Consider the following 23,274-nt stretch of genomic DNA (forward strand, 5'->3'; position numbering starts at 1 on the left):
CTGACGAGAGTCCGCCATGTACGAGCTGTCCCGGGTCCGCCTCTACTCCATCGGCCCCGCCGGTGCGCGCTATGCCGACACCGTGCTTGACCTGCGCGGCGTCGGCGAACCCGTACCCGACCCCGCGCCCACCCAGGCGGAGTTCTTCGAGGAGGAGCCGGTCGGCCCGCCCCGCCGCCCCGCACCGGCCGGCGTGCTCTTCCTGGAGAACGGCGGCGGCAAGTCCGTGCTGCTCAAGCTGATCTTCTCCGTGATGCTGCCGGGTCACCGCAACACCCTGGGCGGCGCCAGCTCCGGCGTGCTGCGCAAGTTCCTGCTCGCCGACGACTGCGGGCACGTAGCCCTGGAATGGCAGCACACGCTGACCGGCGAATGCGTCGTCGTCGGCAAGGTCAGCGAGTGGCGCGGGCGACAGGTGTCCAACGACCCGCGGAAGTTCGCCGAGGCCTGGTACTCCTTCCGGCCCGGACCCGGGCTGTCCCTGGACAACCTTCCCGTCGCCGAGGCCACCGCCGTGCGACCCGTCGTCGAGGGCCAGTCCGGCGCCCAGGGCCGCAGGCGCACCATGAAGGGCTTCCGGGACGCCCTCACAGAGGCGGGCAAGGCGTACCCCCATCTGGAGGTGCACTGGGAGGAGGTCCACGACCGGTGGATCGAGCACCTCGGCGACCTCGGCCTCGACCCCGAACTCTTCCGCTACCAGCGGGAGATGAACGCCGACGAGGGTGAGGCGGCCGGCCTCTTCGCGGTCAAGAAGGACTCCGACTTCACCGACCTGCTGCTGCGCGCCGTCACCGACACCCGGGACACCGACGGCCTCGCCGACCTCGTCGGCGGCTTCGGCAACAAGCTCGGCCGCCGGGCCGAACTGATCGCCGAACGGGACTTCACCGCCGGTTCGGTGGACCTGCTCGGACGGATCATCGAGGCCGCCGCATCGCGCGCACGCGCGCGTGACATCCACACCGGCGCCGAACGGCGTACGCGCGCACTGGCCCGCCGGCTCTCCGCGCGCGGCGTGCAGGAGCGGGTCAGGGCCGCCGACCTCGCCCAGCGCGTCACGGCGGCCGCCTACGCGGTCACCCACTCCGAGTCGGCCCGCGAGCGCAGCGCGCTGATCGCCGCCGAACTCGCCTACCGCAACGCCTCCCTGGCGCTCGGCCGCGCCGAGAAGGCCGCCGCTGCACAGAAACGCGAGCTCGCCGACGCGCGCACCCTGCACTCCGCCTGGCAGGCCGCCGAGGCGGTGCTGCGCCACCGCGCCGCCGCCGACCGTGTCGCGCGCGTGGCCGCCGCGATCCAGGAGGCCGAGCGGGACGCCGCCCCCGCGCTCGCCGCCCGCACGAAGGCCGCCGTGGATCTCGTACGAGCCCTCCACGCGGCCGCCGAACGCGCGGAGAGCCTCGCCAACGAGGAGGAGGAGCGGTCCGCCGCGCTGCAAGAGGTCAGCGAGGCCGCCTACCGCGACTCGACCGCCGCCGCCACCGAGGCCCAGCGGGCCCGCAGCGAGGTCGGACATCTGCGCCAGCGCCTCACCGAGGTCGAGCAGGAGACGGCCGAGGCGGTGCGCGCGGGATGGCTCGACGACAGCGCACCCGACGCCGACCCGGCCCGCGCCGCCCTCGCCGCCAGCGACGCCGAGAAGACGGCGGTCGCCGCGTGGGACACGGCGCGTGAGGCGTCGCACCGGGCCACGGAGCACGCGCGCGAGGCGGCCTCCACGGAGTCCCGCGCCGAGCTGACGGCGGCTCGCGCGGCGGACGCGGCCACCGCCGCCGAGCGGTCCTACGAGGCCGAGCGCCGCATCGCCGAATCGCTCGCCGCGGAGGAACGGCTGGCCGAACTGCTGAGCGTCTCCGGCAGCGACAGACCCACCACCGTCCCGCGGCCCCGACAGGAGACGGAGAGCGACCAGGCGGCGCTGACCCCCGAAGAGCTCGACCGGTTCGCCGACGAACTGCGCGAACTGCTCGACGACTCCGTCTCGTCCGCCGAGCGGCAGCTCTTCGAACTGCGCACCGCCGCGGCCGACGACGCCCGGATCCTGGGCGCGCTCGGCGACGGAGGGCTGCTGCCGCCCGGCCCGGACGTCCTGGCCACCGTGGAGTTCCTCGGCGAGCACGGCATCCCGGCACTGCCCGGCTGGCGCTACCTCGCCCAGGCCGTCGACCCGGCCGACCACGCGCGCGTGCTGGCCGCCCGGCCGGAACTCGTCGACGGCGTGATCATCACCGACCCCGACACGCACAGCCGGGCCCGCGAGACGCTGAGCGAGGCGGCGCTGCTGCCCAGGTCCGCCGTGGCCGTCGGCACCGCCGCCGCTCTCCTCGCGCCCACACCGGCCACGGACTCGGGCGACGGCGGTGACGGCAGTGTCTTCCTCGTGCCGCCGAACCCGGCTATGCACGACGAGCACGCCGCCGACGAGGAACGGCAGGCACTGCGCGCGCGGGCGGCCGAGCGGGACGAGGAGATCAGGACGCTCGCCGCACGCCTCGGCAAGGACCGGGAGCTGGCGGCTCGCCTCGCCTCCTGGCGCACGGGCTGCCCGGCGGGCCGGCTCGTCGAACTGGCCCAGGCCGCCCACGAAGCGCGCGCGTTCGCCGAGGAGGCCGAGACCGAGCTGGCCGAGGCGCGCGCGATCCGGGCCGAGGCCGACGAGACCGCCGCCGAGGCCGCACAGGCGCGCGACGAGCGGCAGGAGGCCGCCCAGCGCGCCCGGCGCTCGGCCGACGCCCTCGCGGGGCTCGCCTTCCGGCTGCGCGAGCGCGCGGGCTGGCAGGTCAAGGTGCGCGAACTGGCCGACGAGGGCGCCGAGTCCGAGGCGCGCGCCCAGGCCTGTCTTGAGCGCGCCCGGGCCGCCGACGAGGACCGCCGTGCCGCCCAGCGCGCCGCCGACGACGCCCGCCGCACCGCACGGGCCCTGCGCGCCGAGCGCGCCGAGATCGCGGGCGCCCCCGACGACGTACCGGAGGACGACTCAGCGGCCCCGAAGTCCTCGCTGCCCGCCCTGCGCGAGGCCTATCGCGCCGCCTCCCAGGTCTACGAGAAGGTCGGCGTCGGCACCGATCTGCGGGCCGAGCAGGCGCGCGCCGAGAGCGACGAGAGCGCTGCACGCACCGAGCTGGACCGGCTCAGCAACAAGGTCCGCACGCGCGCGGAACAGCTGCTGCAGTCGCCGGAGGGGTCCGACGGCCCGTCCCGGCAGTCGGCCGCCGCGCGGGCCGAGGAGCTGGTGCAGCTCCTGGAGACCCGGATGTCCACCGCGAGCGAGCAGCTCGGGCGGCTGCGCGGCGAGGCCGAGCGGCACGCGCCCGAGGAGGGCGAGGCGCACACCGAACTGCCGGAAGAGCTCCAGCCGCGCGACGCCGAGCACGCGCAGGCGCTGCTGCGCACGGCGACGAGCGAACTCGCCTCCCGCACCGAGGCGTTGACTGAAGCCAGGGAGGCACACGCCGAGCTCCTCGAGGCGCACCGCGTGGCCGAGGACGCCGCCGGCGGCTTCGAGGAGATCGCCGCGATGCTCCGCGACCTGCTGCGCGAGCACAGCTTCGAGGAGGAGCAGGAGGAGCCGGAGCCGTACCCCGGCAGCCTGGAGGAGGCACGGCACGCGGCCGCCGAGGCCCGCCGCTCGCTGCGCGGCTGCGCCGCCGATCTGTCGTCCGCCGAGGCCGCCGTGCGCGAGGCGAGCGACGTACTGGTCCGGCACGCCAACTCCACGCGCTACGAGCAGGTCCGCACCCCGGCGCGGCAGCAGATCCGTGAGCTGCCCGCCTCCGCGCTGCCCGAGCACGCCCAGAAGTGGGCCGAGGCCTTCGCGCCCCGACTGCGTGTCCTCTCCGACGAGTTGGCGCAATTGGAGCGCAACCGCGACTCGATCGTGGATCGTCTGCGCGGCCTGGTCGAGTCGGCACTGGCGACCCTGCGCTCCGCGCAGCGGCTCTCCCGGCTGCCCGAGGGGCTCGGCGAGTGGTCGGGGCAGGAGTTCCTGCGCATCCGGTTCGAGGAGCCGGACCAGGCCACGCTCACCGAACGCCTCGGCGAGGTCATCGACGAGGCGACCCGGGCGGCCGTGAAGAAGAACTCCGACCTGCGCCGCGACGGCATGTCCCTGCTGTTGCGGGGTGTGGGCGCGGCCCTGCAGCCCAAGGGCGTGGCCGTCGAGATCCTCAAGCCGGACGCTGTGCTGCGCGCCGAGCGCGTGCCCGTCGGGCAGATGGGCGACGTGTTCTCCGGCGGCCAGCTGCTCACCGCGGCCATCGCCCTGTACTGCACGATGGCCGCGCTGCGCTCGAACGACCGGGGCCGCGACAAGCACCGGCACGCCGGCACCCTGTTCCTCGACAACCCCATCGGGCGCGCCAACGCCACCTATCTGCTGGAACTCCAGCGGGCCGTGTCCGACGCGCTCGGCGTCCAGCTCCTCTACACCACCGGCCTGTTCGACACGACCGCCCTGGCGGAGTTCCCACTGGTCATCCGGCTGCGCAACGACGCCGACCTACGGGCCGGGCTGAAGTACATCAGCGTGGAGGAGCACCTCCGACCCGGCCTGCCCCAGCAGACCCCGGCCGAGGAGGACGAGGCGGTGCACAGCGAGATCACGGCGACCCGCATGTTCAAGAGACCGGCACCCAGCGCAACGTGAGCGGGGCGGCGGCCCGGGAGCGCGGCAACTCGGCCCCAGGGCGCGCCGGTTGACCTCTGGCGTGTCCCGGCCGGGCTCACAAGCCTCCGGACGTGGCTCAGGAGTGCGACAACTGGCCGGCCGCGCCCCTCCTGCGTATCCGCTCCTGGGCACGCTCGTCGGCCCTCGCCTGCCGCCGTGCCCGGCGGCGCTCGCGGCGCAGCGCCCGTGCGGTGCTGCTCGGATCCGACACGACGCCGTAGCGCTGATTCCACACCTGGCGGGTCACCCAGACGTCGAGCGCGCCCCAGGTGGCCACCACGGTGCTCACGATGCTGCTGATCACCATCGGGAAGGCCAGCCAGGATCCGGCCATGGTGCAGAAGAAGGCCACCATCGCCTGGATCAGCGTCACGGCGATGATGATCACCGCACGCACCGCCGCCGTCCGCACCGGATCCGGCATCCGGCGTCGTGACGCCGCTTCCTCGATCCACAACGGGCGGTGCTCGTCTGCCGGAATGTCGCGATCCGGCGCCTCAGGGCGCCGTCGCACCGTCGGGTCCGCCACCGCGTCGTCCCCGTGCGCCACGCGCTGCTCCGCCGTGCCCATCACCGTGTCACTCCCCACTGCCGGCAGACCGCTCACTCCGTGCCCGACGGCACGGCTCCCCATTGGTTGCCCGGCTTGCGCTGTTTTACGCCGTCCAAGTCCAAGGCGCGGCTCCTGCAGCCGATTCCGCCCCCATGTCCCGTAAGAAGGACGAACGAGGCATCCCCAAGATTCCCAAGCAGCGTAAATTTCCGGCCAACTGCCCAGGCGGGCCCGTCGGACGGGTTTCGGCGGCCGTCAAAGAATCGAGGCGGCAATCTCCCCCAATGGCCGGACAACTCCCCATGTCTCGTCGGCCGCGCGGAAGTTCAGGTTCCGGACGGCTCTTCGAGTTACCTATGGGTCAGTAGTAGGCTCGCGCCGTTTGTTGACGTACATGTGTACCCCCGGCCAGTGGGGGTCGAGCTGGGGGAGGCCATGCGCTTTCGCGGGAAGTCGATCCGCCGGAAGATCGTGGCGCTGCTTCTCGTGCCGCTGGTGTCCCTCACCGCGATCTGGGGCTTCGCCACGGTACTGACGGGACGCGAGGCAGGGGACCTGTTCAATGTGTCGCGCGTGGTGGAGAAGATCGGTTATCCGATCGAGGACACCGTGCGCGTCGTGCAGCAGGAGCGCCGCCAGACCCTCGTCTATCTGGCCGACCCCCGGGCGTCCGAGGGGTTCGCCGACCTGCGGCGCAGCCGCACCGCCACGGACAGGGCCATCGGCGAGATCCGGAAGAACGCCAAGAACCCCGATGTGCGCGACGCGTTGGGCGAGGGCAACGACGAGCGGCTGACCACCGTGCTGGAGGCCTTCGACGGCATCGACGCCCTGCGCCGCAGCGTCGAGGACGGCACCGTCGACCGCGCCCAGGCACTCGACCTCTACAACAGGCTGGTCGACCCCTGCTACGTCCTCCTCAGCAATCTCCATGTCCTCGACAACGTCGAGATGGACAAGCAGTACCGCGCCCTGGTCAACCTCGCCCGCGCCCGCGAACTGCTCTCCCGCGAGGACGCCCTCCTCGGCTCCTCGCTGATCGTCGGCAAACTCACGCGCGAGGAGAGCCGCGACGTCACCGACCTGGCGGCCCAGCGCAGCCTGATGTACGACGTCAACCTGCCGCTGCTGCCCTCGTCGGAACGCGAACGCTACGAGGACTTCTGGAAGAACGCCGCCACCGCGCCGCTGCGTGTGGCCGAGCAGCGTGTCGTCTCCTCCGACGGCGGCAGGCCCGAGGTCTCCGCGCAGAGCTGGGACTCCACCGCGGGCAATGTGCTCGACAAGCTCGGCACCCTCAACGACCAGGCCGGTGACCGCTATCAGGACCGCGTCCGCCCGGTCGCCATGGGCGTCATCGCCAAGGCGGCCATCGCCGGTGTGCTCGGTCTGATCGCCCTGCTGCTCTCGCTCTTCCTGTCCGTGCGCGTCGGCCGCGGCCTCATCCGCGACCTGCGGCAACTGCGCCTGGAAGCCCACGAGGCATCGGGGGTGCGGCTGCCCAGCGTCATGCGCCGGCTGTCCGCGGGCGAGCAGGTCGACGTGGAGACCGAGGCCCCCCGCCTCGAATACGACAAGAACGAGATCGGCGAGGTCGGCCAGGCCCTCAACACCCTCCAGCGCGCGGCCGTCGAGGCCGCCGTCAAGCAGGCCGAGCTGCGCGCCGGGGTGTCCGAGGTGTTCGTCAACCTCGCCCGCCGCAGCCAGGTCCTGCTGCACAAGCAGCTCACCCTGCTCGACACCATGGAGCGCCGGACCGAGGACACCGACGAACTCGCCGACCTGTTCCGCCTCGACCACCTGACGACCCGTATGCGGCGGCACGCCGAGGGCCTCGTCATCCTCTCCGGCGCCGCTCCGTCCCGGCAGTGGCGCAAGCCCGTCCAGCTCATGGACGTCGTCCGGGCCGCCGTCGCCGAGGTCGAGGACTACGAACGCATCGAGGTCCGCCGGCTGCCGCGGATCGCCGTGACCGGTCCCGCCGTCGCCGACCTCACGCATCTCGTGGCCGAACTCCTGGAGAACGCCACGGTGTTCTCCCCGCCGCACACGGCCGTCCAGGTCCTGGGAGAGCGGGTCGCCAACGGCTTCACCCTGGAGATCCACGACCGCGGCCTCGGTATGGCCGCCGACGCTCTCCTGGACGCCAACCTCCGGCTCGCCGAGACCCCGGAGTTCGAGCTGTCCGACACCGACCGGCTCGGTCTGTTCGTGGTCAGCCGGCTCGCCCAGCGGCAGAACGTGCGCGTCTCCCTGCAGCCGTCCCCGTACGGCGGCACGACCGCTGTCGTCTTCGTCCCCGACGCTCTGCTGACGGACGACGTCCCGGACACCAATGGCATCGGCTTCCGGCTCGACCGGCCCCACCCCACGAAGGAGGCCGAGCTGGAGGAGGGCCGCCGCACGGCGCTCTCCCGGATGCCCGTGCAGCTTCCGGGTCTGCCCGCCCCCCTCCTGAACGGTCCCATCGAACTGGAGGCACCGGTCGACCTCGACGCCGTCGAGGACTTCCCCGGCGCACTGGACGGCGAGGACAGCGAACGCGGCGGGATCTTCCGCCCCCGACGGTCCATCGCCCTCGCCGAGGACGAGACGGCCGGCCGCGGCGACAGCCCTCTCCCCGACCACCCCGGCACCCACGAACCCGCCCGCTTCGACACCACCGACGACATGGGCACTTCGCTGCGCCGCACGCCCAAGCTGGTCAGCTCGCACGGACGCCCCGTCACCGAGCAGCGATCGCGGCGCGAGGACACCACCGACGAGCCGTCGACAGGCACCGATCGCCCCGAGCCGGAGGCCGCACCGCTGCCGCAGCGCCGCCGGGGCGTCGAGCCCACCGCGGGCCGGGGCTCGGACCGCCCCGACCAGGACGCCGCACCACCGCTGCCGACCCGCCGGCGCGGAGCCTCACCGCTGCGTCCCGGTACGACCGATCCAGGCAGGACCGATCCAGGCAGGACCGATCCAGGCAGGACCGATCCCGCCGCGAGCGATTCCGGCACGACCGCTCCCGGCCCGTCCCTCGAGCACCCGGCATCCCCGGCACCCGAGCATCCGACCGGCGCCGACCGCCCGACCGCCGACGAGGGCCCGCAGCCGCCTGCTCTGCCCGGACGCAGCCGTCCGGCCGCGGCAGCATCCGGTGGCGACGACCAGGCCGGGCGGCGTCCCGGCCGTGCGCCGCAGGACACGGGTTCCGGCACGGGGCCGCTGCCCCGGCGCGTACGCCAGGCCAATCTGGCTCCACAGCTGAAGCAGAGCGCCGAGCGACGCCCGCAGGAGACCTCGCCGCCCGTGGAGCGGGACGCCGACGAGGTACGCAGCCGGATGGCCTCGCTCCAGCGCGGCTGGCAGCGTGGCCGCACTGAGAACGCCGCGGGCGACAACGCCCACAGCGGCACAGCACCACAAGGAACGACAGAGGGGGACGGTCGATGACCGCACCGAAGGCGACCGGCCACACAGAGACCAACAAGTCCGGAGAGCTCAACTGGCTGCTGGACGACCTCGTGGACCGCGTCGCGAGCATCCGCAAAGCAGTCGTGCTCTCCGGCGACGGTCTGGCGACCGGTGCGTCCAAGGACCTGACCCGGGAGGACAGCGAGCATCTCGCCGCCGTGGCGTCCGGCTTCCACAGCCTCGCCAAGGGCGTGGGCCGCCACTTCGAGGCGGGCAACGTCCGGCAGACCGTGGTCGAGCTGGACGACGCCTTCCTGTTCGTGACGGCCGCCGGCGACGGCAGCTGCCTGGCCGTCCTCTCGGACGCCGACTCGGACGTCGGTCAGGTGGCGTACGAAATGACGCTCCTGGTCAAGCGGGTCGGCGTACATCTGGGCGCGGCTCCGCGCACCGATCTGCCCGCAGGCGGGTAGTGGGATGTCATGAGCTCTGACGGTCAGGGAAGAAGCCACTGGTTCGACGACGAGGCCGGACCTGTCGTGCGGCCGTACGCGATGACGCGCGGCCGGACCACCAGCGTGGGCCAGCACCGCCTCGACCTGATCGCGGTGGTCGTCGCCGAGCCGGAAGCGGGCGATCCGGAGACCGACGCGACACTGTCCCCCGAGCACGTGGACATCGTCGGTCTGTGCCGTGACACCCCCCAGTCGCTCGCCGAACTCGCCGCCGAACTCGATCTGCCCGTCGGAGTGGTGCGGGTCCTCATCGGGGACCTGGTCGCCCGGGAATTCGTCCATGTGACGCGGCCCGTACCACCTGCCGAACTGCCGGACGAGAGTATTCTGCGCGACGTGATCAACGGCCTCCGGGCACTGTGAGCAGTGCGGAAGCGGGGTACTGAGGTGGCACGCTGGCAGTTCTGGGTCGATCGGGGCGGCACCTTCACGGACATCGTCGCGCGGCACCCCGACGGCCGTCTGCTGACGCACAAGCTGCTGTCGGAGAATCCGGCGCGATACTCCGACGCGGCCGTCGCAGGCGTACGCGAACTGCTGGACGGGTCCGAGGACCCCATCGAGGCCGTCCGCATGGGCACGACCGTCGCCACCAACGCGCTCCTGGAGCGCAAGGGCGAGCGCACCGTGCTGGTCGTGACCCGCGGCTTCCGTGACGCTCTGCGCATCGCCTACCAGAACCGTCCGCACATCTTCGCCCGCCGCATCGACCTGCCAGAGCTTCTGCACGAGCGGGTCGTGGAGGTCGACGAGCGCATCGCCGCGGACGGCACCGTCCTGCGCGCCCCCGACCTCGATGCCCTCGCCGGGCCCCTCCAGGAGGCGTACGACGACGGCATCCGCGCCGTCGCCGTCGTGTGCATGCACAGCCATCTGCACCCGGCTCACGAGCAGGCCGTGGGGGAGCTCGCCGCCCGCCTCGGCTTTCCGCAGATCTCGCTGTCCAGTGAGGTCAGCCCGCTGATGAAGTTCGTACCGCGTGGGGACACCGCGGTCGTCGACGCCTACCTGTCGCCCGTGCTGCGCCGCTACGTCCAGCGCGTCGCGGACGAACTGCAGGGCGTACGGCTGATGTTCATGCAGTCCAACGGCGGGCTCGCCGAGGCCGGGCAGTTCCGCGGCAAGGACGCCACCCTCTCCGGGCCGGCCGGAGGCATCGTCGGCATGGCACGCATGTCGCAGCTGGCCGGATTCGACCGCGTCATCGGCTTCGACATGGGCGGCACCTCCACCGACGTCTCGCACTTCGCGGGTGAGTACGAACGGGTCTTCACCACGCAGATCGCCGGTGTCCGGCTGCGCGCGCCCATGCTGGACATCCACACCGTCGCCGCCGGCGGCGGCTCGGTCCTCCACTTCGACGGGAGCCGCTACCGCGTAGGGCCGGACTCGGCGGGAGCGGACCCGGGGCCCGCCTGCTACCGCGGCGGCGGCCCGCTCGCCGTCACCGACGCCAACGTCATGCTCGGCCGGATCCAGCCCGCACACTTCCCCAAGGTCTTCGGACCCGAGGGCGACCAGCCCCTCGACGCGGATCTCGTCCGTGAGCGCTTCACCGCCCTCGCGCGCGAGATCCGCTCGCGGACCGGAGACGACCGCACGCCGGAACAGGTGGCCGAGGGCTACCTGCAGATCGCCGTCGCCAACATCGCCAACGCCGTCAAGCGGATCTCCGTCCAGAAGGGCCATGACGTCACCCGCTACGCCCTCACCACCTTCGGTGGAGCGGGTGGCCAGCACGCGTGCAAGGTGGCCGACTCGCTCGGGATCCGCATCGTTCTCGTGCCTCCCATGGCCGGTGTGCTGTCCGCGCTCGGCATCGGCCTCGCCGACACCACCGCCATGCGCGAACAGTCCGTCGAGGCGCCCTTGGAGCCGGCGTCCATGCCGGCGGTCTTGAAGACCGCCGACGACCTGGAGGGCGCGGCCCGGGGTGAACTCCTCGCCGAGGACGTCCCCGAGGACCGCATCAGGATCACGCGCCGCGCCCAGCTGCGCTACGACGGCACCGACACCGCCCTCACGGTCGAGCTGGCCGAGCCCGACACGATGCGTCACCGCTTCGAAGAACGTCATCGCGCCACGTACTCCTTCACCCTCGACCGTCCGATCGTCGTCGAAGCCCTCTCCGTGGAAGCCACCGGCATTACCCAACCCCCCGATCTCTCCGTCCTCGCCCCTTATGAAGCCGCCCGTGAGGACGGCCCGTCCGCGCCCGAGACCGTCCGTCTCCACACCGGCGGCACCTGGCGCGACGTACCCCTGCACCGCCGCGAGGACCTTCCCCCCGGCGACATCGTCACCGGCCCCGCGATCATCACCGAGGCCAGTGCCACGACCGTCGTCGACGACGGCTGGCAGGCCGTGGCCCGCGACGACGGGCATCTGGTCATGGAACGCTCGGCGATTACGGAGAGTTCCGATCTCGGCACGAAAGCCGACCCGGTTCTGCTCGAGGTCTTCAACAACCTCTTCATGTCGATCGCCGAACAGATGGGTGCGCGGCTGGAGTCCACGGCCCAGTCCGTCAACATCAAGGAGCGTCTGGACTTTTCCTGCGCCCTGTTCGATCCGGACGGAAACCTGGTGGCCAACGCGCCGCACATCCCGGTCCACCTGGGCTCGATGGGCACCAGCGTCAAGGAGGTCATCCGGCGCCGCGGCACCTCGATGCGGCCCGGCGACACCTACGCCGTCAACGACCCGTACCACGGTGGCACCCACCTGCCCGACGTCACCGTGATCACCCCCGTCTTCGACACGGAGGGTGACCGGATCCTGTTCTACGTCGCCTCCCGCGGCCACCACGCGGAGATCGGCGGCATCGCGCCCGGCTCCATGCCCGCAAACAGCCGCACCATCGAGGAGGAGGGCATCCTCTTCGACAACTGGCTGCTGGCCGAGGACGGCCGCTTCCGTGAGGAGGAGACCCTCCGCCTGCTCACCGAGGCGCCGTACCCCTCCCGCAACCCCGGCACCAACCTCGCCGATCTGCGCGCCCAGATCGCAGCCAACCGCAAGGGCGTCGACGAAGTCGCCCGCATGATCGAGAACTTCGGACTGGACGTCGTCCAGGCGTACATGAAGCACGTCCAGGACAACGCCGAGGAAGCGGTGCGCCGGGTCATCGACGCCCTGGACGACGGCGAGTACGCCTACGAGACCGACTCGGGCGCCGTCATCCGGGTACGCGTGCGCGTGGACCGCGAAAACCGTTCCGCGACCATCGACTTCAGCGGCACGTCACCCCAGTTGACCAGCAACTTCAACGCGCCCTTCGCTGTGGTCAACGCGGCCGTCCTGTATGTCTTCCGCACCCTGGTCGCCGACGACATCCCGCTCAACGACGGCTGTCTGCGCTCCCTGGACATCGTCGTACCGCCCGGCTCCATGCTGGCGCCCGAGCCGCCTGCCGCGGTGGTCGCCGGCAACGTCGAGACCTCCCAGGCCATCACCGGGGCCCTGTACGCCACCCTCGGGGTCCAGGCCGAGGGCTCCGGGACGATGAACAACGTCACCTTCGGGAACGAGCGGTACCAGTACTACGAGACGGTCGCCTCCGGTTCCGGCGCGGGGGACGGCTTCCCCGGCGCCCCCGTGGTGCAGACCCACATGACCAACTCGCGGCTCACGGACCCCGAGGTCCTGGAGTGGCGACTGCCCGTGCAGCTCGACGAGTTCGCCGTCCGGCACGGCAGCGGCGGCTCCGGGCGCTGGCCCGGCGGAGACGGCGCGGTGCGCCGCATCCGCTTCCACGAGCCCATGATGGTGTCCACGCTCTCCCAGCACCGCAGGGTCCGGCCGTACGGCATGGCCGGCGGTGAACCCGGTGCGCTCGGCGCCAACCGGGTGGAGCGCGCGGACGGCACCGTCACCGTGCTCGGCGGCAGCGACTCGGCGGACGTCGGCCCCGGCGACGTACTCGTCATCGAAACCCCCGGCGGCGGGGGCTACGGCCCGCCGCCGACCGACCCCCATCAAGCAGGAGAAGAGAACGATGATCTTCGGGCGTTCTGAGCGCGGGAAGCCTCCGGTCGAGCCCGTCACGCTCAAGATCCTGGTGGCCGGCGGCTTCGGCGTGGGCAAGACCACCCTCGTCGGCGCGGTCAGCGAGATCAGGCCGCTGCGCACCGAGGAACTGCTCACCGAAGCCGGGCGCCCCATCGACGACACGAGCGGTGTGGAGGGCAAGCACACCACCACGGTGGCCATGGACTTCGGCCGCATCACCCTGCGCGAGGACCTGGTCCTGTATCTGTTCGGCACGCCGGGCCAGGAACGGTTCTGGTTCATGTGGGACGAGCTCTCCGAGGGCGCCCTCGGCGCCGTCGTGCTCGCCGACACCCGCCGCCTGGAGGACTGCTTCGCCGCCGTCGACTACTTCGAGCGGCGCTCCATACCGTTCCTCGTCGGTGTCAACTGCTTCGAAGGGGCGGCCCGTTACCCCGAGAGCGAGGTCCGTCAGGCCCTCGACCTGGACGAGGACGTACCGCTGCTGCTGTGCGACGCCCGGGACCGGGAATCCGTCAAGGAGGTCCTCATCGGCGTGGTCGAGCACGCGATGACGCACGCGGCCGACCGCCGCCAGAGCGTCACCACCTGACCGGCGCGTACGGCCCGTACCCCCGCCGACCGGGGTACGGGCCGCGTCCTGCGGCACGCGCGCGTGCCTAGTTCTCGCCGTCCTCCGCCCAGCCGAAGCTCTTCTCCACGGCCTTGCGCCAGTTGTGGTACTCCCGGTCGCGCACGGAGCCTTCCATGGCGGGCGTCCACTCGACGTCCTTCTGCCAGTGGGACTTCAACTCGTCCAGGTCGTTCCACACGCCTGTGGCGAGCCCTGCCGCGTAGGCGGCGCCCAGACAGGTGGTCTCCGAGACCTTCGGGCGGACCACGGGAACGTCGAGCACGTCCGCCTGGTGCTGCATGAGCAGATTGTTCTTGGTCATGCCGCCGTCCACCTTCAGGGTGGTGATGTGCACCCCGGAGTCCTGGAACATCGCGTCCACGACTTCACGCGTCTGCCAGCTCGTCGCCTCCAGCACGGCCCGGGCCAGGTGCGCCTTGGTGACGTAGCGCGTCAGACCGGTGACGACACCGCGCGCGTCGGAGCGCCAGTACGGCGCGAACAGACCCGAGAAGGCCGGCACGATGTACGCCCCGCCGTTGTCGTCGACGCTCGCCGCCAGGGGCTCGATCTCGTCCGCGGTGCGGATGATGCCGAGTTGGTCGCGGAACCATTGCACGAGCGCGCCCGTTATGGCTATCGAACCCTCCAGGCAGTAGACCGGCGCCTCACTCCCGATCTTGTAACCCATCGTCGTGAGCAGTCCGCTCTTCGACGGCACGGGCCGGTTGCCCGTGTTGAGCAGCAGGAAGGAGCCCGTTCCGTACGTGTTCTTCGCCGTGCCCACGTCGTAGCAGGCCTGTCCGAACACCGCCGCCTGCTGATCGCCGAGCGCCGACGCGACGGGCACTCCGGCCAGTTGGCCGACCGCGGTGCCGTAGACCTCGGCCGACGACTTGATCTCGGGGAGGACGGCTTCGGGGACGTTCATCGCGGAGAGGATGGACTGGTCCCACTGCAGGGTCTCCAGGTTCATCAGCATGGTGCGCCCGGCGTTGGTCACGTCGGTGACGTGCTGACCTCCGTCGGTGCCGCCCGTCAGGTTCCAGATGAGCCAGGAGTCGATGGTGCCGAAGGCGATCTCGCCGTTCTCGGCGCGGGCGCGCAGGCCGGGCACGTTGTCGAGCAGCCAGGCGGCCTTCGGACCGGAGAAGTAGGTGGCCAGCGGCAGCCCGGTCTGCTCACGGAACCGGTCCTGTCCGTCCGATCCGCCGAGTTGCCTGGTCAGCGCCGCGGTGCGGGTGTCCTGCCAGACGATCGCGTTGTGCACGGGTTTGCCCGTCGCGCGGTCCCACAGGACGGTGGTCTCGCGCTGGTTGGTGATGCCGAGCGCGCTGAGCTGGTCGGCACGCAGGCCGGCCTTGGCGATCGCTCCGGCGACCACTGCCTGCACCTTGGACCAGATCTCGGTCGCGTCGTGCTCCACCCAGCCGGGCTTGGGGAAGATCTGGCGGTGCTCGCGCTGGTCGACGGCGACGATCGCGCCGTCCTGGTTGAAGATGATGCAGCGGCTGGAGGTGGTGCCCTGGTCGATCGCGGCGACGAACTTGTCCGTCATGACGTCCCCTTCGTCGTTCCTTCAGAAGGCTGCTGTGGATCAGAAGGCTGCTGTGCGGAGCGACGGAGCGATGACGACGCAGCCGCGCCCGTCGCCGTGAAGGTGTCCGTTGCTCATGGCGGCTCCTAGGCCCTGTTCCGGGGTGATCCGCCCCGGTCCTCCGTGCAGGGTGCGTTTCCCATGGCGACTTCAGCCGAGGGCAGGGAAGCTCCCGCGCCCCGCCCGGCATCCGTGACGAGCGTGCCGTCGCAGCAGCCCCATCACCCGTGGGGGCCGGTCCTGTTGTCCGGACGGGGTCCACGCGACACGTGCCTGGATAGACCGTGTATGTACGGCGATGTCGACTGACACCGGAAGTTTTCACCGGCACCCACAGAGCGTCAAGGTCGCTGACGGCAACGGTGACAGCCGTCCATGCGTCCATGCGTCCGTGGGTCCGTGCGAGGAAGGGGCGGCTCGGTCTGTTGTGCCGATCAGCCTAGGCCCGGTTCCGCCACCGCGCACCCCGCCTGGGCGGGCGTGGACCGCTTGCCGCGCCGGACCTCGTGGCCCGGCAGGCCCGCCCGGCCCACCACCCAGCTCGCCCCGGCCAGGGATTTCGCGGCCTTCTTCAGCGGCGCCAGGCACGCGGCGGCCTGCCGGTGGTCGGTGACGCTGCCCGGCGGGCACAGGACGGTGGCCAGGGACAGCGTGACGGGGCGTCCACCGGCCGACCACGGCGCGTCCAGCATGGAGTCGGCGAGCGGACCCAGTCGCTCCGGCTCGGCGAGCACCAGGAAGTCGTCCCCGCCGATATGGCCCACGCGCGTACTGCCGGACGCCGCGTGCTGCAGCGCCAGCCCCACCGAGCGGATCAGCTCGTCGCCCGCCGCGAATCCCGCTCCGTCGTTGACCTGCTTGAAATGGTCCACGTCCAGCCAGCTCAGGGCGAACGTCCGACCGTCCGCGATACGGCGGTCCACCTCGCCGGTGATCGCGTCGGAGCCCGGCAGCCGCGTCAGCGGATTGAGCCCGGCCGCCTCCTCGACGCGGCTCTCGGCCAGCGCCCGCACGAGGTCGGCGAGCCGTACGACGCCCACGCACCGACCGTGCGGATCCACCACCGCCACATCGTCCGACGTGCGGCTGCGGCCGCCGACGGCCACCACGTCCAGGACCTCCCAGGCCGTGGCGTCGACGCCCACCGTCCGCGGCGGGTCGCCGAGCTTGGCCGCGGGCCGGTCGGCGTACAGCGCATGGCCGTAGCGCCCCGACAGCGACAGCAGAAAGCGCGAACGATGGACCGACCGGACCGGGCGGCCGTGCTGGTCCACGAGCAGCACCCCGGACACGTCCGGCGAGCCGGTCAGCAGCGCCCGCACCTGCCCGGCCGACGCGGTGGCGGGCAGCAGCGCGGCGGGCCGTACGAACTCCCGTACCGACGGCCCCGACCGGGGCAGGGCCATGAGGCCGGGGGAGCGGGGCGGAACGTACACATCTGCGGCCGGCAGCCGGGACGGCGGTGCGAACAGCTCGCCCTGCGCCAGCTGGGCGCCGGCCGAGATCGCCGCCGCGCACTGCGACTCCGTCTCCACGCCCTCGACGGACAGCAGCGCGCCCAGTTCCTCGCACAGCGTCCGCATGGCCTTCACCGCGGCAGGCCGGCTCAGCAATGACGCGTCGAGCTTCACCAGGTCGGGCCCCATGTCGATGAGCAGCCGCAACGGAAGGTCCCCGTCCCCGACACCGTCCGCGCTGATCCGGAAGCCCTGGGCCCGCAGCCCGCCCACCGCCTCCAGCAGCGCCTGCTGCGGGACGTGGGTGTACGGCGGTGCGATGTCGAGCGTCACCTCCCACGGCAGCCGTCCGGCCTCGCGCACGGCGTCGTGCAGCGCAGTGAGACCACCGAGGTCGGCGAGGGTGCCCGCGAACACATTGATGTGCAGCGGCAGCAGGGTCTCCCTGTGCGCCGCTGTACGGAGCGCCAACACCGCAAGGCGGCCGTCGAGTTCGGGGTCGCGCCGGGCCTCGGCCAGAACGTCGCCGGTCTCCGGGCGGGCCAGTATCTCCAGTCCCGCGACCGTTCCGGTGGCCAGGTTGACCACCGGTTGGAAGGCGAAGCGGAGAGTATCCGTCCAGGAGCGCACGGGAGCATGATGGCCCCGTCGGCGAGCGCCCAGGCCCAGTTCATGAGACGTTCACGCAGGATTCCGGGTCGGTCACACAGCGTACGAGACAGGGGTTCGTGCTGGTGTTGCGGCCGCACATTCCCGGCCGTGCCGCAAGGCGCCGCTCAGCGCACCGCGACCACGGCCGAACCGTGCCCGAACAACCCCTGGTTCGCCGTGATCCCCGCGCGCGCACCCGCGACCTGCCGCTCGCCCGCCTGCTGTCTCAACTGCCAGGTCAGCTCGCAGATCTGGGCGATCGCCTGCGCCGGAACCGCTTCGCCGAAGGAGGCGAGACCACCGCTCGCGTTCACCGGTATTCGCCCGCCCAGGGTCGTGGCGCCTTCCCGCAGCAGCTTTGCAGCTTCTCCCTCCTCGCACAGTCCCAGGTCCTCGTACCACTGCAGTTCGAGGGCGGTGGACAGGTCGTAGGCCTCCGCGAGGGACAGGTCCTCCGGTCCGAGGTCCGCCTCCTCGTATGCCGCTTTCGCGATCGAGGCGCGGAAGGTGTCGGGGTGCGGTTCCACCGCCACCGCCGAGTCGGTCGCGATGTCCGGCAGGTCGAGGACCGTGTTGGGGTACCGCGGGGTCACCGTCGACACCGCACGGATCCGCACCGGCCGGTCCACGCCCCGGTGACGCGCGAACTCCACGCTGGACAGCACCAGCGCCGCACCTCCGTCGGACGTCGCGCAGATGTCGAGCAGCCGCAGCGGCTCGGCGACCACGGCGGAAGCGGCGACCTCCTCGGCGGTGACCCGCTTGCGGTAGCGGGCGTACGGATTGAGCGCGCCCATGGCGGAGTTCTTCACCTTGACCTGCGCGAAGTCCTCCACGGTGTCGCCGTGCACGGCCATGCGGCGGCGTGCGTACAGGCCGAAGTACGTGGGGTTGGTCGCCCCCAGGACCCGGAAGCGCAGCCAGTCCGGATCGTCGGGCCGGTCTCCTCCCGCCGGCCGGAAGAAGCCCTTGGGAGCCGCGTCGGCGCCCACGACCAGGACCACGTCCGCGAGGCCCGAGAGGATCTGCGCCCGGGCGGCGTCGACGGCCTGCGCGCCGGACGCGCAGGCTGCGTACACACTGGCGACCCGCGCTCCCTGCCAGCCCAGCGCCTTCGCGAAGGTCGCACCGGCGACGTATCCCGGATAGCCGCCGCGCACGGTGTCGGCCCCGACGACCGAGCCGACGTCACGCCATTCCAGCCCGGCGTCGGCGAGCGCAGCACGCGCCGCCGCAGCCCCGTACTCCACGAAGCTGCGCCCCCACTTGCCCCAGGGGTGCATGCCCGCACCGAGCACCGCCACCTCACCCGTCATGCCTCCACCCCCGTCGGCCGCCATTTCCAGGTCGTCCAGACCGTCTCCGTGTCCTCGTGCAGCGCTCCGGGGACGACCTCCACCTCCATTCCCACAGAGAGGTCGGCGACCAATACCCCGGGAGCCGCCTGCCCCAGGACCACGATCCGTTCGGCCTCCAGCTCTACCGCGATCAACGTGTACGGCTCCCACGGAAGTTCCGGATTGCTCACATAGGGTGACGGCGGTCGATACCGGCTGTCCGTGTACGACCAGATGCGCCCACGCCGCGAGAGGGGTATCTCCTCCAGATCCCCGCCCGGACACCGGGGGTTGCGGCAGTGCGCGTCCTCGCGGGGGAAGAAGACCGAGGCGCACGCCGCACAGCGCGTGCCGAGAAGTCTGAAGTCGTCACCCTGACCGGCGAACCACCCTTCGACCACGGGCGTGTGTGTACGCGACAAAGCCCCTCCTCGCACCGGGATCTGACGGGACGTCAGAAGTGTGTCACGGGCTTGTGGAAATGGGCAGGGCGTCCGGTCGAACCGAACGGGCCCGTGCTGCGTCGTCGTAACGGAAGGGACGGCCGGGTCCCACGGGGGTGGATCCGGCCGTCCCGACCTGATAGATGCAGGAGACATGACACGTCTCTCCAGCGCAGTACGCGGTCTCATCACCGCACTCGCCGCCCTGCTGGCCGTGACGGCGGCCTCCGCACCGGCCCGGGCGAAGACGGAGCCCAAGGCACCGAAGGACTTCGTGGCCCTCCGGTCCGTGGACCCGACGATCATCCAGGAGATGCGCTACTTCACCCCGCACAACTTCGTCGGTGAGCGCATCGACGGCTACCAGCAGCCGATCTGCATCCTCACCCGACCGGCCGCCGAAGCCCTCCACAAGGCGCAGACGAGGCTGCTGCGCAGGGGATACACCCTCAAGGTGTACGACTGCTACCGCCCGCAGCGCGCCGTGAACCACTTCGTCCGCTGGGCCGAGGACCTCGACGACCAGGCGATGAAGGGCGAGTTCTACCCGAACGTCGACAAGACCCGGCTGTTCGAGGACGGCTACATCGCGGAGAAATCCGGCCACAGCCGCGGCTCCACCATGGACCTCACCATCGTGAAACTCCCCGCGAAGCCGACGAGGCCGTACCACCCCGGCGAGCCCCTGGTGCCCTGCTTCGCGCCCAAGGACGAGCGCTTTCCCGACAACTCCGTCGACATGGGCACCGGATTCGACTGCTTCGACACCCTCGCCCACACCCTCGACCCCCGTGTCCAGGGCCAACAGCGCGCCAACAGACTGCTCCTCAAGAGCACCCTGGAAGGCCTCGGCTTCGTGAATCTCGCCGAGGAGTGGTGGCACTACACGTTCCAGCCGGAGCCCTACCCGGACACCTATTTCGACTTCCCCGTGTCCTGGAAGTCCCTTACCGGCCGCCACTGAGGCGCCTGCTAAAGACGCCCTCCCCGTGATCGGATACATTCCGCTTCGTGTCCGAAACTCAAGCCTCCACTCCCAATTCTGCGCCGAACTCGCATTGTTCGAGCTGCGGAGCGCCCTACGGAGAGGGCGTCACCGGCTGGCCCCGCACCTGCCCGGTCTGCCACGCCGTGGCCTACCGCAATCCGCTGCCGGTGGCGATCGCGCTCCAGCCCGTGTACGACACGAAGGGCACCGCCCTCGTCGTCATCACCCGAACCATCGCCCCCGCGCGCGGGGGCATAGCCCTGCCCGGCGGCTACATCGACGACCGGGAGGAATGGCGCCAGGCCGTCGTCCGGGAGCTCAAGGAAGAGACCGGCATCGACGCGGCCGGCCGCGACGTGCGGCTCGTCGATGCCATGAGCTCCCCCGACGGGCATCTGCTGCTGTTCGGTCTCCTGCCGGAGCGCCCCGCCGAGGGGCTCCCGCAGTCGTCCGCCACGGACGAGACGGAGGGCTGGCATCTGCTGCGCAGGCCGGAGGAACTCGCCTTCCCCCTGCACACGCTGGCCGTGCGGGCGTGGTTCGAGGGCCGGTACATCTGAGTCAGCCGCACCCGGTGGGTCGGCCCCGCCCGGCTCCTCGCAGACGCACCGGGTACGCAGGCTCGCCCGTGCCGTCCTCGGCCTCATGCTCGACCACCACCCGTTGTCCTGCCCAACGGGTGACGTAGCGCTCGAGTTCCGGCTCGTCCCATCCGTCACCCGAGTCCCGCACGACCAGTCCGCCGCCGGTACGTCCCCGGGCAGGCGCCCACACCTCCAGCTCCAGGCCGCCGTCGCCCCCGCGCACGGGGATGACGGCACCCGCGCGCGCGAGCACCGGAATCCGCGACAGGGGGGCGTCGAGGAGCGCCTGCCCAGGGCCCTCGTACACCTGCTCCGTCATCGTGTCGTACCAGCGGCCACGGGGCAGTTGCACCGCACGCCGGTCCGCGCCCGGGTCGAGCACCGGAGCCACCAGCAGGGCGTCGCCCAGCAGGAAGGCGTCCTCGCAGTCCCGCAGCGCACGGTCCTCGGGAGCCGACCACCACAGAGGCCGCACATACGGCGCACCCGTGCGCCGGGCCAAATGGGCGAGCGTCATGAAGTACGGCAGCAGCCGCCGGCGTTCGAGGAGCGCCACGCGCGCGTGCTCCAGCACCTCGGGGCCGAACTCCCACGGTTCCCGGCGCCCGGCGCGCAGACTCGCATGCGTGCGGAACAGCGGCAGATACGAGCCCAGTTGGAACCAGCGCAGATACAGCTCGGGCGACGGACTCCCGTCGAAGCCGCCCACATCGGGTCCCGAGTACGGCACACCGCACAGACCGAGCCCCATGACCAGCGACAGCGAGGCGCGCAGTCCGGGCCACCCCGTGGCCACGTCGCCGGACCAGGTGCCGCCGTAGCGCTGCAGGCCGGCCCAGCCGGAGCGCGAGAAGACGAACGGCCTACGCTCGGGGGCCAGTTCGCGCAGACCTTCGTAGCCCGCCCGCGCCATGCACAGGGCGTAGACGTTGTGCGCCTCCCGGTGGTCCCCACCCCGCCCTTCCAGCGCATGCCTGGCCGAGCGCGGCAGGGTCGACTCCCCGAAGGCGGTGAACGAGGTGGGTTCGTTCATGTCGTGCCAGAAGCCGGAGAACCCCTGGGCGAGCCGCTCCTCGTACAGGCCTGCCCACCACGCGCGCACGCGCGCGTCCGTGAAGTCCGGGAACACCGTCTCCCCGGGCCACACGACACCGCGCACCACGCGTCCCGAGGCCTCCCGGACGAACGCGTCCTGCGCCGTCCCGCCGTCGTACACCGCGTTGCCCTCGGCGGCCTTGACCGCGGGGTCGACGATCGACACCAGCCGGATCCCGTCCTGACGGAGTTCCTCGGCCAGCAGCGGCAGCTTGGGGAAGCGCTCCTGGTCGACGGTGAACACCTGGTGCTCGTCGTAGTGGTCGATGTCGAGGTGGACGGCATCGAGCGGCAGCCCCCGCTCCTGGTAGCCGGAGACGATGCGCCGCACCTCCTGCTCGCTGCCGAAGCCCCAGCGCGCGTGGTGATGGCCCAGCGCCCACGCGGGCGGCAGCGCCGGCGCACCCGTCAACGAGGCCCAGACGAGCAGCACGCGCGCGGGAGTGCCCACTATCACCCAGCAGCGCAACGGACCGCCGTCCATCCGCAGTTCGGAGATCCCCGCCAGGTCGTGTCCGGAGCCGGCGCCCTCCTCGCCCTCCCGCAACGTGACGGTGCCGTCCCATGTGGTGTCGTGGAACGCCAGGTGCGTCGCCGCATCGGCGACCACCAACTGCACGGGCATGGTGATGGCGAGCGGATCGTCGCCGGGGCCGAACGCATGCCCCGGGTCCGTGTTCCACAAGCGGTACGTCCCGGCGCGCAGCCGCGGCCCGGACGCCCGGCCACCGAGACCGAAGAACCGTGCGTCCGCGGCCACCTCGGAGCGCTGCATCCAGCGTGCCGTGCCCCCCTCGACCGGTTCCCACCACCGGGGCGGCAGATCACGGCGCAGCGTCACACCTCCGGGCGTGCGCACCTCCACCGCCCCGTGCCGCGAGACGGCGACCGTCACCCGCTCGGCCACCACACGCCAACCACCGTCCTTGTCGGGCTCCAGGACCGCCCGGGGATCCGGCTCCGGGCACCGGCCCGCGAGCGCGTACGACGGCTCGGGAGAGGCCCCGTCCCAGCCCCAGAAGACCGCCCCGTTCACCGCGACCAGAATGCGCAGCTCGGACCGGTGGAACCGGACGATGCCGCCACCTGGAGCGGGCTCCACCTCCCGCACGGTCCCGGGGACCCGCGCGCGCTCCGCCCCTCGCGACGGCAGCGCGGAGGAGTCCGCGCGCCTCCTGCGCCATGCGGCGCGTACGGTACGCAAGCCCTGGCCCGCTCCCACGGAACCGAACGCCTTCATCGAACGCACCAGGTCACGACCGTTCATGCTGCTCACCCTGCCATTGACCGCCCCACGCGCGTGTGTCGTTCAACTGCCGTTCACCCGTGCCCGGACCACATCTTCACGGCACGGACTAT

General features: G+C 71.7%; 14 protein-coding genes. 8 read left to right on the forward strand and 6 right to left on the reverse strand.

Going from position 1 to position 23,274, the window contains the following annotated elements:
* Nucleotides 1-16 precede the first annotated feature (16 nt).
* Nucleotides 17-4,648 carry a coiled-coil domain-containing protein gene (locus MQN93_RS32725; protein ID WP_242712396.1) on the forward strand — a complete coding sequence of 1,544 codons (4,632 nt, stop codon included), beginning with the start codon at nt 17-19 and terminating at the stop codon, nt 4,646-4,648.
* Nucleotides 4,649-4,745: 97 nt separating this feature from the next.
* On the opposite strand, the gene MQN93_RS32730 is transcribed toward MQN93_RS32725, so the two are convergent.
* The gene (locus MQN93_RS32730) at nt 4,746-5,240 is read right to left on the reverse strand and encodes a hypothetical protein (protein ID WP_242712397.1); all 495 of its coding nucleotides are present in this window, start codon (nt 5,238-5,240) and stop codon (nt 4,746-4,748) included.
* A 417-nt stretch (nt 5,241-5,657) separates the two neighbouring features.
* Between MQN93_RS32730 and MQN93_RS32735 the strand changes: the two genes are divergently transcribed.
* The 5 genes from MQN93_RS32735 to MQN93_RS32755 are packed head-to-tail and all read left to right on the forward strand — an operon-like array spanning nt 5,658 to nt 13,742.
* Nucleotides 5,658-8,663: a nitrate- and nitrite sensing domain-containing protein gene (locus MQN93_RS32735; RefSeq protein WP_242712398.1), complete on the forward strand. Its 3,006-nt coding sequence runs from the start codon at nt 5,658-5,660 to the stop codon at nt 8,661-8,663.
* Nucleotides 8,660-9,097, forward strand: a complete 438-nt coding sequence (locus MQN93_RS32740) for a roadblock/LC7 domain-containing protein (protein WP_016434138.1) — start codon at nt 8,660-8,662, stop codon at nt 9,095-9,097. The genes MQN93_RS32735 and MQN93_RS32740 overlap by 4 nt, the downstream gene beginning before the upstream one ends.
* 9 nt (nt 9,098-9,106) lie before the next feature.
* Nucleotides 9,107-9,502: a DUF742 domain-containing protein gene (locus MQN93_RS32745; protein WP_016434137.1), complete on the forward strand. Its 396-nt coding sequence runs from the start codon at nt 9,107-9,109 to the stop codon at nt 9,500-9,502.
* A gap of 24 nt (nt 9,503-9,526) precedes the next feature.
* Nucleotides 9,527-13,156, forward strand: coding sequence for a hydantoinase B/oxoprolinase family protein (locus MQN93_RS32750; RefSeq protein WP_242712399.1), 3,630 nt, complete (start codon nt 9,527-9,529; stop codon nt 13,154-13,156).
* Nucleotides 13,137-13,742 carry a GTP-binding protein gene (locus MQN93_RS32755; RefSeq protein WP_016434135.1) on the forward strand — a complete coding sequence of 202 codons (606 nt, stop codon included), beginning with the start codon at nt 13,137-13,139 and terminating at the stop codon, nt 13,740-13,742. The genes MQN93_RS32750 and MQN93_RS32755 overlap by 20 nt, the downstream gene beginning before the upstream one ends.
* 67 nt (nt 13,743-13,809) lie before the next feature.
* On the opposite strand, the gene glpK is transcribed toward MQN93_RS32755, so the two are convergent.
* The 4 genes from glpK to MQN93_RS32775 all read right to left on the reverse strand — a co-directional run bounded on the left by glpK (nt 13,810) and on the right by MQN93_RS32775 (nt 19,206).
* Complete coding sequence (glpK, locus tag MQN93_RS32760) at nt 13,810-15,321, reverse strand: glycerol kinase GlpK (protein ID WP_242712400.1); 1,512 nt, start codon at nt 15,319-15,321, stop codon at nt 13,810-13,812.
* 473 nt (nt 15,322-15,794) lie between these two features.
* Entirely contained in the window at nt 15,795-17,447 is a 1,653-nt protein-coding gene (locus MQN93_RS32765) for a GGDEF domain-containing protein (RefSeq protein ID WP_242712401.1), read from the reverse strand.
* 146 nt (nt 17,448-17,593) lie between these two features.
* Nucleotides 17,594-18,784 carry a lipid-transfer protein gene (locus MQN93_RS32770; protein ID WP_242712402.1) on the reverse strand — a complete coding sequence of 397 codons (1,191 nt, stop codon included), beginning with the start codon at nt 18,782-18,784 and terminating at the stop codon, nt 17,594-17,596.
* On the reverse strand, nt 18,781-19,206 hold the full coding sequence (locus MQN93_RS32775; RefSeq protein WP_242712403.1) for a Zn-ribbon domain-containing OB-fold protein: 426 nt from the start codon (nt 19,204-19,206) through the stop codon (nt 18,781-18,783). Before MQN93_RS32775 ends, MQN93_RS32770 begins: the two co-directional genes overlap by 4 nt.
* Before the next feature lie 196 nt (nt 19,207-19,402).
* On the opposite strand from MQN93_RS32775, the gene MQN93_RS32780 reads away from it, so the two are divergent.
* Nucleotides 19,403-20,212 (forward strand): M15 family metallopeptidase, encoded by an 810-nt coding sequence (locus tag MQN93_RS32780; protein WP_242712404.1) that lies wholly within the window; start codon nt 19,403-19,405, stop codon nt 20,210-20,212.
* Nucleotides 20,213-20,259: 47 nt separating this feature from the next.
* Nucleotides 20,260-20,796, forward strand: coding sequence for an NUDIX domain-containing protein (locus MQN93_RS32785; RefSeq protein WP_016434129.1), 537 nt, complete (start codon nt 20,260-20,262; stop codon nt 20,794-20,796).
* Nucleotide 20,797: 1 nt separating this feature from the next.
* On the opposite strand, the gene MQN93_RS32790 is transcribed toward MQN93_RS32785, so the two are convergent.
* Nucleotides 20,798-23,182 (reverse strand): glycoside hydrolase family 31 protein, encoded by a 2,385-nt coding sequence (locus tag MQN93_RS32790; RefSeq protein ID WP_242712405.1) that lies wholly within the window; start codon nt 23,180-23,182, stop codon nt 20,798-20,800.
* Between the last annotated feature and the right edge of the window lie 92 nt (nt 23,183-23,274).

The organism is Streptomyces spinosisporus, assembly GCF_022698145.1.
GTDB lineage: Bacteria > Actinomycetota > Actinomycetes > Streptomycetales > Streptomycetaceae > Streptomyces > Streptomyces spinosisporus.